The sequence below is a fragment of the Streptomyces sp. NPDC048392 genome, assembly GCF_043200575.1.
Classification (GTDB): domain Bacteria; phylum Actinomycetota; class Actinomycetes; order Streptomycetales; family Streptomycetaceae; genus Streptomyces.
This window is the reverse complement of the sequence record NZ_JBICYB010000034.1, coordinates 60006-72241: the sequence shown is the minus strand read 5'-3', so window position 1 is coordinate 72241 and position 12236 is coordinate 60006. Positions and strand designations below refer to the sequence as shown.

Genomic DNA, 12236 nt, shown 5'->3' with positions numbered 1-12236 from the left:
TCACCCCCCGCCCGGTCGAACGCACCGAGCAGACCGTTGATGCCGTCACCCGGATAGCCGTACATCCGCCGGACACCCCACTCGGACAAGCGCTGGAGCACGTAGTCGGCGACTTGGGTCATGGAGCTCTCCCGGGCGTGTGAGGTCGACGGTCGGCTAGTTGAGTTGCCCTCGCGGTCGTCCATAAACCGGATGGACCGCATCCTTTCGGTCAGGAGTCCCGAGACCTTTGCATAGGGCAAAGGAAGGAGGGCACTCGTCCGCGCGTCGGGGCACGGGCTCCATGACCGCACGGGTCCCCGCGCCGCACAGTGGACCGGAAAGTGGGCACGCATGTCTGTCACCAGCACTCACCGCACTTCCCGCCCGGCCCCCGGGAAGGCATCCGGGCCGGCCGGCCCGGATGACCGGACACCCGAGGAGGAACTCGTCCACCGGATGGCCGCCTGTCCTCCCGGTCCGGAGCGGGAAGCGCTGCGGGAGGCGGCCATCACGGCGTATCTGCCGGTCGCCCGGCGGATCGCACGGCGCTACGGCTCGCCCTCCCAGAACCGTGAGGACCTCCAGCAGGTGGCGTGCCTCGGGCTGGTCAAGGCCGTGGACCGCTTCGATCCCGAGCTCGGCCACGCTTTCCTCTCCTACGCCGTGCCCACCATCGACGGCGAGCTGAAGCGGCATCTGCGCGACTTCACCTGGCAGGTCCACGTACCGCGGCGGCTGCAGGAGAAGCACCGCCGGGTGCGGCTCGCGCAGGAGGAGATGAACAGGGCCGGGCGCGCGGACGGAGAGACCGTCCGTGAGATCGAACGGCTCACCGGCATCGGCGAGGAGGATGTGCGTCTCGCCATGAAGGCGGACCGGGCGCGCAATCCCCTGTCCATGGACGAGTCGCGCGACCCCGGGAGGGGCGCCGCCCTCGCGGAGACCATCGGCGGCGACGACCCGCGGCTCGAACTGATCACCGACCTGGTGGCACTCCGGTCGCTGATCCGGGAGCTGCCGGCCCGGGAGCGCACCGTCCTGAGGCTGTACTTCGTCAACTCCCTGACCCAGCGCCAGGTGGCGGACGTCGTCGGCATCTCGCAGATGCACGTCTCACGCCTCCTGGCACGGTCCTGCGCCCGTCTGCGTCAGGGCCTGCTCGGGAACTGACGGCCGGGCCGCCCGCACGCGGGCGGGCCCCCCGCACCCCGCGGAGGACCCGCACCGCTTTCCGTGCCCTGCCGGCTGCCGGCTGCCGACTACCGGGCGTCGGCCGAGGCCGAGCGGTCCCGATTCATCCGCCCCATGGCCGCGGTCATGAGACCGAGCACGATCGCCACGGCGCCGGTGATGACGTTGCTGACGACGGGACCGGTCCCGTCCGCGGCGCCGGAGATCACCCATGGGGCGATGATCGTCCACACGCCGATGGCGGCGGGGACCCAGCCCATGCCGTGGGTCCTTTCGTACGCCGAGCCGAAGCCGAGCGCGAGAACGGCCAGCGCGAGTCCCGTCACGAGGTTGCTGACCCTCAGCGGGGCGTTGGTGTGGAACCCGACGACCCAGGGCGAGATCGCCAGGTACAGGCCCGTCAGCAGGGTCAGCCCCTCGGCCGCCTGCAGGGACGGTTTCGCCGACGCCGCGGCGTAGCGGGCGCGCATCGACATGATGTCGGGATGTTCTTCGATCCTCGTGTGTTGCGTGGCCACGTCAGCCACTCCCTTCCTCGAGGCAATCGGTGTTCACGGAAGGGGTTTCACGGTTCGTTCCCGCGAATCGTCCATTTCTCGGGCAGATCGACCACCGAGGCCTCTTCCGCTCCGTCCCCCCTGCGCCGGCGGCGGCGCCGTGCTCGCCCGGGCGACCAGCCGGGTCGGCACCAGCGTCGTGCCGCGCTCGGGACCGACCTCCCGCATCTTGCGCAGCACCGCCTGTACGCAGAGCCGTCCCACCTCGGCGAAGTCCTGGTGGACGGTGGTCAGCGGAGGCAGGAAGCAACCGGCCTCGGCGATGTCGTCGAAACCGATGACGCTGACGTCCTCGGGCACGCGCCGCCCGCGTTCGTGCAGGGCGCGCAGCAGGCCGAGGGCCATCTGGTCGTTGGCCGCGAAGACGGCGGTGCACTCCTCGTGGCCGGCCAGTTCCAGGCCGGCCCGGTAGCCGGACTCGGCCGACCAGTCGCCCCGGACGAGGGGCGGCGGGGTGCGGCCGGCCTCGGCGAGCGTGTGCCGCCAGGCGTCGGTGCGGCGCTGGGCGGCGAAGGAGCCCTCGGGGCCGCCGAGGTGCCACACCGTGTCGTGTCCGAGGTCCAGCAGATGGCGCACCGCGGCACGGCTGCCGCCGGCCTGGTCGGTGTCGACGACCGTGTAGTGGTCGCCGGCGTCGGAGTCGACCACGACGACCTGGACGTGGGGCGGCAGTCTGAGGGACGCCGCGTCCAGGAGGTGGACCTCCATGATGACGATCACCGCGTCGACGGCCAGCTCCTCCAGCCGCGAGAACGCGCCGCGCACCTCGTCCTGGGTGGGGACGGCGACCGGCAGCAGTGTCACCGCGTACCCCTCGCTCGCCGCGGAGGTGGCGATGGCCTCCAGGGTGCGCACGTTGCCCGTGGTGGACAGCGTGAAGGTGATGACACCGATGGTGCGGAACTCTCCGCGCTTGAGCGCCCGGGCCGCGCTGTTGGGCCGGTAGCCCAGCTCCTTCATGGCCGCCAGCACCTGCCGCCGGGTCTCCTCGGTCACGCCGGCGAAGCCGTTGGAGACGCGGGAGACGGTCTGCGAGGAGACCCCCGCCAGCCGGGCCACGTCCGCCATGGACGCCGTAGGCACCCGGCCGCCGCGCCGGCGTCGCGTGCCCGCGTCCCGCACGTCCGCGACTCCCTCAGCCGTGTCCACTGCCGTCCGCCACCTCTCTGCCGCTGTCCGGGCCACGGCCCACGAAGGACCCTTGACCGTCGTCCTCGGGGCAGTGTAGACATGCCGCCACCAAATGTTTACGTAAACATAACAGCCACGCGGCGGGCCCGGACCGTCTTCGCGGCAGCGGATGTTCGCGTGAACATACTGAGGCTCCACAAGCTCCGGAACGTGACGAGCGAGGATCGACATGACGACGCTGCAACCGCCGGCCGCCGGGCCGCGGCCCGTCCCGCCCCCGGTGAGGCGGGACCGCCGCTCCTGGACGGGGTGGGGCTTCCTCGCTCCCTTCGTGGCCGTCTTCGCCCTGGTGTTCCTCGCGCCGATCGCGTACTCGGTCCACCTCAGCCTCTTCCGCGACCAGCTCATCGGCGGGACCACCTTCGTCGGGCTGGACAACTACGGCGAGGCGCTCAGGGACGAGCAGTTCTGGGCCTCGCTCGGCCGGGTCTCGCTCTTCCTCGCCGTGCAGGTGCCGATCATGCTCGGCATCGCGCTCCTGGTGGCCCTGGCGCTGGACAGCGGCCGCCTGTACGGCCGGGACTTCTTCCGCATCTCGGTCTTCCTGCCGTACGCCGTGCCGGCCGTGGTGGCCACTCTGATGTGGGGCTTCATGTACGGCACCCGCTTCGGCCTGGTCGGTGACATCAACGACGCGCTGGGTGTCTCACTGCCCGACCCGCTCTCTCCCGACCTGGTACTGGCCTCCATCGGCAACATCGTGACCTGGGAATTCGTCGGCTACAACATGCTGATCTTCTACTCGGCGCTACGCGTCGTCCCGCACTCGCTGTACGAGGCGGCCCAGATCGACGGCGCCGGCCAGATCCGCGTGATCACCGCCATCAAGCTGCCGGCCATCCGCGGGGCCCTGGTGATCGCCACGATCTTCTCGATCATCGGCAGCTTCCAGCTCTTCAACGAGCCCAGCATTCTCCAGCCGCTGGCGCGCAACGCCATCACCACGGACTACACGCCGAACTACTACACCTACGCGCTCTCCTTCAACGGGCAGCAGCACAACTACTCCGCGACGGTCGCCATCGTCATGGGGCTGATCACCATGGTCATCGCCTACGTCGTCCAGCTGCGCGGCATGCGCAAGGGAGTGTGAAGCAGCGATGACCAGTCCCGTCGCCACCGTCTCCGACCCTTCCGCGACCAGGCCGTCCGGCACGCCGGGCCCCGTGCCCCGACTGCGTACGTCCCGGCGCCGGCACTCCCCCGACAAGCCCCGGCGCAGCGTACTGCTGACCGTCCTCACCTCACTGGTACTGCTGTACAGCCTGGTCCCGCTGGCCTGGCTGGCCGTCAGCGCCACCAAGACGCAGGAGGGGCTGTCCCGTTCCTTCGGTCTCTGGTTCGACGGCGACTTCGCGCTGTGGGACAACATCGGCGAGACGTTCACGTACGACGACGGCGTCTTCACCCGCTGGCTGCTGAACACCCTGCTGTACGTGGGGCTCGGTGCGGGCGGCGCCACCTTCCTCGCCGTGCTCGGCGGTTACGCGCTCGCCAAGTTCGACTTCCCCGGCCGGCGTGCCGTCTTCGCCGTCGTCATCGGCGCGGTGGCCGTCCCGGGTACCGCGCTGGCGGTGCCGACCTTCCTGATGTTCAGCGAGATGGGGCTCACCAACACCCCCTGGGCGGTGATCATCCCATCCCTGATCTCGCCGTTCGGCCTCTATCTGATGTGGGTGTTCGCCACCGAGGCCGTCCCGGCCGAGCTGATGGAGGCCGCCCGCATCGACGGGGCGGGCGAGGTGCGCACCTTCTTCCGGGTCGCCCTGCCGCTGCTGGCGCCCGGCATCGTCACCGTCCTGCTGTTCACCATGGTCGCGACCTGGAACAACTACTTCCTGCCGCTGGTCATGCTCAAGGACCCCGACTGGTACCCGCTGACCCTGGGCCTCAACAGCTGGAACCAGCAGGCCGCGACCGCGGGCGGCGAGGCCGTCTTCAACCTCGTCGTCACCGGTTCGCTCATCACCATCCTGCCGCTGGTCGTCGCGTTCCTGCTGCTCCAGAAGTACTGGCAGTCCGGTCTCGCCGCCGGGAGCGTCAAGGAGTAGCCCACCGCGCTCTCCCCCGCCCGCCCGCCACGCCCCCTCCGACCTCCCCCGCCCTCTCCGACCCGTCCGTCCCGTCCGACCCTCGACCCGTCCGACCCGTCCGACCCGTCCGACCCCTCAACGGTGCCGGTTCCGGCCACGAAGAAGTGGAAGCACGCCCATGCCCACACACCTGCCCAAGCACTCGCGCCGCCTGCTGCGCGGTATAGGCCTCGTCTGCGCCCTCGCCCTCGGGGCCACCGCCTGCGGCGGCTCCGACGACGGGGGGTCGAGCCGGAAGGCGGTCTCCGAGGCGGACGTCCAGGCGGCTCTCAAGGAGGGCGGCGCCATCACGGTCTGGGCCTGGGAGCCCACGCTCAAGCAGGTGGCCACCGACTTCGAGAAGGAACACCCGGGCGTCAAGGTCGACCTGGTCAACGCGGGCACCAACAAGGACCAGTACACGGCGCTGCAGAACGCCATCTCGGCGAAGAAGGGCGTCCCGGACGTCGCCCAGATCGAGTACTACGCGATGGGCCAGTACGCCCTGACCAAGCAGCTGACCGACCTCAGGTCCTTCGGCGCCGACAAGCTCTCCGCCAAGTTCTCCCCGGGCCCGTGGAACGGTGTGAAGGCCGGTTCGGACGGCGTCTACGCGCTGCCGATGGACTCCGGTCCGATGGCGCTGTTCTACAACAAGAAGGTCTTCGACAAGTACGGCATCAAGGTGCCCACCACCTGGGCGGAGTACGTGGACGCCGCCCGCGACCTGCACAAGGCCGACCCGAAGGCGTACATCACCGCCGACAACGGCGACGCCGGGTTCGCCACCAGCATGCTCTGGCAGGCCGGTTCGCGCCCCTATACGGTGAACGGCACCAAGGTGAGGATCGACTTCACCGACCAGGGCGCCAAGAGGTTCACCGACACCTGGCAGCAGCTCATCGACGAGAAGCTGCTCGCCTCGGTCCCGGCCTGGACCGACGCGTGGTACAAGGGCCTCGGCGACGGCAGCATCGCGACGCTGGCGACCGGCGCCTGGATGCCCGCCAACCTCGACTCCGGCGCGAAGGCGGCGTCCGGTGACTGGCGCGTAGCTCCGCTGCCGCAGTGGACCGGGAGTGGCAAGGCCAGCGCCGAGAACGGCGGCAGCGCGCTCGCGCTGCCCGAGCTCGGCAAGAACGAGGCGCTGGCGTACGCCTTCGTCGAGTACGCGAACGCGGGCGACGGCGTGCAGACCCGCCTGAAGAACGGCGCCTTCCCGGCGACCACCGCCGATCTCCAGTCCACCAGGTTCCAGGACACCGCGTTCCCCTACTTCGGTGGCCAGAAGGCCAACAAGATCTTCGCCGAGTCGGCCGCCGACGTCCCCGACGACTGGTCCTACCTGCCGTACCAGGTGTACGCGAACTCGGTCTTCAACGACACCGTCGGCAAGGCCTACGTCTCCGACACCACGCTGGCCGAGGGCCTGAAGTCCTGGCAGGAGGCCTCCGTGAAGTACGGCGAGGAGCAGGGATTCACCGTCGGGAAGTAGGCCCCGGCACAGGCAGCACCACGATGCCGCGGCCCGCGGGCGGCGGCGCGGCTCACGCACCGCCGCCCCGGCACCGCACGCACCACACCGGAAGGACCGCCATGATCTCCACCCTCCTGCCCCGCCCGCACCGCGGGGCGGACGGCGCGCCCGCCCCCCGCCTCGCCTTCGGAGCCGACTACAACCCCGAGCAGTGGCCCCGAAAGGTGTGGGAGGAGGACGTACGGCTGATGCGCGAGGCCGGCGTCACCATCGTGTCGCTCGGCATCTTCTCCTGGGCCCGCCTCCAGCCGGGCCCCGACACCTGGGACTTCGCCTGGCTCGACGAGGTCATGGACCTGCTGTGCGAGCACGGTGTCGGCGTGGACCTGGCGACCGCGACCGCCTCCCCGCCGCCCTGGCTGACCACCGCGCACCCGGAGATCCTCCCGGTCACCGACCGGGGGGAGACGCTGTGGCCGGGAGCGCGCCAGCACTGGCGTCCGACCTCCCCCGTCTTCCGCGAACACGCCCTGCGCCTGGTCCGTGAGATGGCGACCCGCTACGCCGGGCATCCGGCCCTCGTCGCCTGGCACGTCAACAACGAACTGGGCTGCCACAACGTCTACGACTACTCCGACGACGCGGCCCGTGCCTTCCGCGACTGGCTGCGCGCCCGGTACGGCACGACGGACGCCCTCAACCAGGCCTGGGGCACGGCGTTCTGGTCGCAGCGCTACAGCGACTGGGAGCAGATCCTGCCGCCCCGGCTGGCCGCCTCGCACCCGAACCCGACCCAGCAGCTGGACTTCAAGCGGTTCTCCTCGGACGCGCTCAAGGACCACCTGCGCGCGGAGCGGGACCTCCTGCGGGAGCTGACCCCCGGCATCCCCGTCACCACCAACTTCATGGTGATGCCCGGCACCAAGGGCATGAACTACGCGGACTGGGCCGGTGAGGTCGACTTCGTCGCCAACGACCACTATGTCGTGCCGGGCCCCCAGGCCCGCGACGAGCTGTCGTTCTCGGCGAACCTCACCAGCGGCATCGCGGGCGGCCGTCCCTGGTTCCTGATGGAGCACTCCACCAGTGCCGTGAACTGGCAGCCCGTCAATCTGGCCAAGCGGCCGGGCGACATGGCCCGGGACTCGCTGACGCACGTGGCGCACGGAGCCGACGCGGTCTGCTTCTTCCAGTGGCGCCAGTCGGCGGCCGGCGCCGAGAAGTACCACTCGGCGATGGTCCCGCACGCCGGCGCCGACAGCGAGCTGTTCCGCTCGGTCACCGCCCTGGGCGACACGCTCAAGACACTCGCGCCGGTCGCGGGGAGCGAGCGGGAGCCCGCCGAGGTCGGCATCCTCTTCGACTGGGAGTCGCGCTGGGCGAGCGAGCAGGACTCCCACCCCACCTCGCTGCTCGACTACCACCAGGAGGCGCTCGACTGGTACTCGGCGCTGCTCTCCCTCGGCATCCGCGCCGACGTCGTCACCACCGGCGCCGACCTGAGCCGCCACCGGATGCTGATCGCGCCGGTGCTGCACCTGGTCCCGGCCGAGCTGGCCAAGAACCTCACGCGGTACGCCGAGCAGGGCGGGCACCTGGTCACCACGTACTTCTCCGGTGTCGTCGACGAGAACGACCACGTGTGGCTCGGCGGCTATCCGGGCGCCCTGCGGGAGCTGCTCGGCATCCGCGTCGAGGAGTTCGGCCCGCTGCCCGCCGGGCAGACCGTGGAACTGGACGACGACAGCACCGGCGGCCTGTGGACCGACCACATCACCGTCACCGCGGCCGACACCGACGTCCTCGCCCGCTACCGCACCGGTACGCAGGCGGGCCGCCCCGCCGTCACCCGGCGGGCCGCGGGCAGCGGTTCGGCCGCCTACGTCTCCACCCGCCTCGGCGCCGACGGGCTCGCCGCGCTGCTGCCGCGGCTGCTGGAACCGGCCGGGGTGACGAGCGAGCTGCCCGCCGGGGTGCGGGGGTCCGTCGAGGCCACCGTGCGCCGGGGACCCGGCGGCCGGTTCCTCTTCCTGGTCAACCGGACCGACGGGACGGTGACCGTCCCCGGGCTCACCGGGGAGGTCCTGGTGGGCGCCACCGGCGCAGACGGCGCCCTCACCCTCGGGCCCGGGGATGTCGCCGTCCTGCGCACGCCCACCGGCTGAGCCCGCGCCGACGCCGCACCCACGACTCCCCGGAGCGGCACCGGACGCTCCGGGGCCGCACCCTCCTGCCCGGATGCCTGCCGGAGGGCCACCGCGGCGACCACACCATTCAGTGGGGAGCACACGATGGCACGCCGTACCCGCGGCGGACGCCTCTTCGGGGCCGCCGTACTGGATGACGGTCGCCGCCGGGACCCCGGCACGGGTGCTGCGCGAGATCACCGAAGCCGACCGCGGGTGGAACCACCGTCCGCCCCGCACCCCGCACCGGGGCAGCGGGTGGCCCCGCGCGGGGGGTGATCGGCAACTTCCGCCGCCCACGGGACACATGGCGCGGTCGCCTGGCAGTACGATGATCGAAAACTGCGGCGCAGCGTCACCTCCCGGACCACGGAGCCTGCCATGACGACGGACCACACCCAGCCTCCCCGCATCGACACCGGTCGGGCCCACCCCGCGCGTGTCTACGACTGGCTGCTGGGCGGCAAGGACAACTACCCGGTCGACGAGGCGGTGGGCGAGACCCTGCCGTCCGAGGCACGGGACGCGGCGCGGCAGAACCGCGCGTTCATGAACCGCGCGGTGGCACACCTCGCCGCTCAGGGCATCGACCAGTTCCTGGACATCGGCACGGGGATCCCGACCGAGCCCAACCTGCATCAGATCGTGCAGCGGACGGTGCCGACGGCCAGGGTCGTGTACGCCGACAACGACCCGATCGTGCTGCGGCACGCGGAGGCCCTGCTGGTCAGCAGCCCCGAGGGGGCCACGGACTACATCCAGGCCGACGTCCGCGAGCCGGCCGAGATCATGCGGCACGCGCGAGGGATCCTGGACTTCGACCGGCCGATCGCGCTGTCGCTGATCGCCCTGATGCACTTCGTGCCGGACGACCAGGACGCGCACGGCATCGTCCGGGGGCTGGTCGAGACCCTCCCCCCGGGCAGCCACCTGGTCCTGTCGCACGCCGCGATCGACCTCTTCCCCGAGCTGGCGGAGCAGGTGATCGCCCAGTACGCCAAGGGCGGCATCCGCCTCGGCTTCCGCACCCGGGCGGAGGTGACCCGCTTCTTCGACGGCCTGGAACTGGTGCCGCCCGGCCTGGTCACGGCCACCGAGTGGTACGGCGAGGGGCTGGAGCCGCCCGCGCCGGAGGAGAGCGGTATCTACGCGGGCGTGGCGCGTATCCCCTGACTAGGCCCTGTCGTCGAGCTCCCGTCTGCCCCGCGGCGTCATGCACGCACTCTCGCCCTGCCGGCCCTGACCCGAGTACATCCCGTACGAGGTCCAGGACCCGGCACGCCGAGAGCACGCACCCGACGCCGCGGGGGCCGCCCTCCGGGCGACGACGCGATGTCGACGACAGGACCCGGTGCGCCCACGCGGCGGCGGCTCAGCGGCGGCGCCCGCGCGTCGCCCAGCCGCTGCCTATGCCGGCGACGTGCAGGGCCAGTAGGGCGAGGCCGATGAGCATCACGTTGGTGGAGGTGAAGATGTCGTTGGTCGAGACCTCCGCCGCGTTGATCAGCCAGGCGATGAGGAACAGAACCGCCGCGATGATGGCGAGCACGGTGTACATCCCTTCGGGTCGGCGGCACCGGGGCGGTGCCGTGTCTCGCGTATGCCCCCGACGGGGTGCGTGACACGGCGGAAGACGACGTGCGCTCCGTACAGTGGAGGGACGGACCGCGGCGGAGCCGCCCGGTCACTCCCGCACCCCGTCCCGGAGCCCTCATGCACGACCCGTCCACCGCACCGGACGACGGCTCCGGCGCGCTGTTCGGACTGGACGCCCTGACGCCCGGTCCGTCGCCCGCCGCGCCCGCCGCCGGGCCGTCCTTCCGGGACTCCGCCGCCGCCCGCCGGCTGCTGCCGGTACGGGAGATCCACGCCGAGCCCGCGGCAGCCGCGTCCCCGCGCGGACGGCAGGTCCTCGCGCGGTTCCCCGAGGCCCGCGTGGTCGAGGTGGCCTCCCACTGGGGCATCCCCGGCCTGCACGGCAACGAGGGCAACGTCGAGCGCTGGGTGCGCGTGAAGGGCGAAACGCTCGTCCTGGGCGAGCGGAAGACGCTGACCACCCGCCCCAACGGCCGCTCCGCGGACTGGATCGCGCCGGGCGCCTCCAACGGCTGCGCCATGGCCTGCGCCTACTGCTACGTGCCGCGCCGCAAGGGGTACGCCAATCCCGTCACCGTCTTCACCAACATCGACCGGATCATCGCCCACCTCGGCCGGCACATCGCCCGGCAGGGGCCCAAGCGCGAGCCGAACCAGTGCGACGCGAAGGCCTGGGTCTACGACGTCGGTGAGAACGGTGACTGCTCGGTGGATGCCCTGATCTGCGACAACACCGCGGACCTGGTGCACGCCTTCCGGCAGTGGCCGACGGCCAAGGCGTCTTTCGCGACGAAGTTCGTCAACCCCGACCTGCTCGCCCTCGACCCGCGCGGCCGGACCCGGGTCCGCTTCTCCCTGATGCCGCCGGACGACTCCAAACTGCTGGACGTGCGCACCTCGCCCGTCGCCGAGCGCATCGCCGCGGCCGGTGACTTCCTGGACGCCGGCTACGAGGTGCACTTCAACCTCTCCCCCGTGGTGGTGCGGCCCGGCTGGGAGGAGGCCTGGACGGAGCTGCTGCGGCACCTCGACGACGTCCTGCCGGACCGGGTCAAGCGGCAGGCCGCCGCCGAGGTGATCATGCTGACGCACAACCGGGACCTGCACGAGGTGAACCTGGGCTGGCATCCGCGCGCCGAGGAGGTGCTGTGGCGGCCGGAGATCCAGCAGGCCAAGCGTTCGGGGAACGGCGCGCTCAACGTGCGCTACCGGGTGGACGTCAAGGCCGAGGCGGTCGCCCGGCTCCGCGCGCTGGTCGCCGCCCACGCGCCCTGGCTGCGGATCCGTTACGCCTTCTGAGGGCGGCCCACCGGGTGCCGGGTAAGGCGACCCTAAGATCAGATAATGTCTCGTGTGCGACAACCGCCGGAAGCACACACTTCCGAGCCTGCGGAAAGCACACTTGGGGAGCCGGCCTTGCCACACACGACCGACGCGACCGCGGACCGGCCGGACGCCGTCACCGAAGAGGGCTGGGTCGAACTCGGCTCGCGCGCCCGACTGCGCGAACTGCTGGGCGAGCCCTGGCCCCTCGTCATCGACAAGGTGCACGACCGGCTCACGGGCGAGGACCGGGACATCCTGGCCCGCTCCCCCTTCTGCCTCCTGGCCACCTCCGACGCGGACGGCAACTGCGACGTGTCGCCCCGCGGCGACGCTGCCGGGTTCACCCACGTCCTGGACTCCCGCACGCTCGCCCTGCCTGACCGGGCGGGGAACCGGCGCGGGGACAGCTTCCACAACGTCCTCGACAACCCGCACGCCGGTCTGCTCTACCTGGTCCCCGGCGGCAAGGACGTGCTGCGGGTCAACGGCCGGGCCCGCATCCTCACCGACGCGCCCTTCTTCGACGCGATGGCGCGGGACGGAAGACGTCCAGCCCTCGCGCTGATCCTGGAGATCGACGAGATCTACCTCCACTGCCCGCAGTCCCTTAACCGCGCGGGCCTGTGGAAACCCCAGTCGTGGCAAGCGAGTTGACGCC

At 71.3% G+C, this 12236-nt stretch carries 11 protein-coding genes; 8 read left to right on the top strand and 3 right to left on the bottom strand.

The features are described from left to right. The first annotated feature begins 333 nt into the window (after positions 1-333). Entirely contained in the window at positions 334-1152 is an 819-nt protein-coding gene (locus ACGFYH_RS30985; protein WP_393806496.1) for a sigma-70 family RNA polymerase sigma factor, read from the top strand. An 89-nt stretch (positions 1153-1241) separates the two neighbouring features. Here ACGFYH_RS30985 and ACGFYH_RS30980 read toward each other — a convergent pair whose 3' ends face one another. Further along, positions 1242-1691 (bottom strand): SPW repeat protein, encoded by a 450-nt coding sequence (locus tag ACGFYH_RS30980; protein ID WP_393806495.1) that lies wholly within the window; start codon positions 1689-1691, stop codon positions 1242-1244. 33 nt (positions 1692-1724) lie between these two features. Beyond that, a complete protein-coding gene (locus ACGFYH_RS30975) occupies positions 1725-2879 on the bottom strand; it encodes a LacI family DNA-binding transcriptional regulator (RefSeq protein ID WP_393806494.1) in 1155 nt (384 codons plus the stop codon). A gap of 211 nt (positions 2880-3090) precedes the next feature. Here ACGFYH_RS30975 and ACGFYH_RS30970 point away from each other — a divergent pair, with 211 nt between their 5' ends. The 5 genes from ACGFYH_RS30970 to ACGFYH_RS30950 all read left to right on the top strand — a co-directional run bounded on the left by ACGFYH_RS30970 (position 3091) and on the right by ACGFYH_RS30950 (position 9829). After that, positions 3091-4014 (top strand): carbohydrate ABC transporter permease, encoded by a 924-nt coding sequence (locus ACGFYH_RS30970; RefSeq protein WP_393806493.1) that lies wholly within the window; start codon positions 3091-3093, stop codon positions 4012-4014. A gap of 7 nt (positions 4015-4021) precedes the next feature. After that, positions 4022-4972, top strand: coding sequence for a carbohydrate ABC transporter permease (locus ACGFYH_RS30965; RefSeq protein WP_393806492.1), 951 nt, complete (start codon positions 4022-4024; stop codon positions 4970-4972). Positions 4973-5132: 160 nt separating this feature from the next. Further along, positions 5133-6488, top strand: a complete 1356-nt coding sequence (locus tag ACGFYH_RS30960) for an ABC transporter substrate-binding protein (protein WP_393806491.1) — start codon at positions 5133-5135, stop codon at positions 6486-6488. A gap of 101 nt (positions 6489-6589) precedes the next feature. Beyond that, on the top strand, positions 6590-8635 hold the full coding sequence (locus tag ACGFYH_RS30955; RefSeq protein WP_393806490.1) for a beta-galactosidase: 2046 nt from the start codon (positions 6590-6592) through the stop codon (positions 8633-8635). Positions 8636-9037: 402 nt separating this feature from the next. Then, on the top strand, positions 9038-9829 hold the full coding sequence (locus tag ACGFYH_RS30950; RefSeq protein ID WP_393806489.1) for an SAM-dependent methyltransferase: 792 nt from the start codon (positions 9038-9040) through the stop codon (positions 9827-9829). Positions 9830-10028: 199 nt separating this feature from the next. Here ACGFYH_RS30950 and ACGFYH_RS30945 read toward each other — a convergent pair whose 3' ends face one another. Continuing rightward, positions 10029-10214 carry a hypothetical protein gene (locus ACGFYH_RS30945; protein WP_393806488.1) on the bottom strand — a complete coding sequence of 62 codons (186 nt, stop codon included), beginning with the start codon at positions 10212-10214 and terminating at the stop codon, positions 10029-10031. A gap of 155 nt (positions 10215-10369) precedes the next feature. On the opposite strand from ACGFYH_RS30945, the gene ACGFYH_RS30940 reads away from it, so the two are divergent. Continuing rightward, positions 10370-11551, top strand: coding sequence for a spore photoproduct lyase family protein (locus ACGFYH_RS30940; protein ID WP_393806487.1), 1182 nt, complete (start codon positions 10370-10372; stop codon positions 11549-11551). 117 nt (positions 11552-11668) lie between these two features. After that, positions 11669-12232, top strand: a complete 564-nt coding sequence (locus ACGFYH_RS30935; RefSeq protein WP_393806486.1) for an MSMEG_1061 family FMN-dependent PPOX-type flavoprotein — start codon at positions 11669-11671, stop codon at positions 12230-12232. Positions 12233-12236 lie beyond the last annotated feature (4 nt).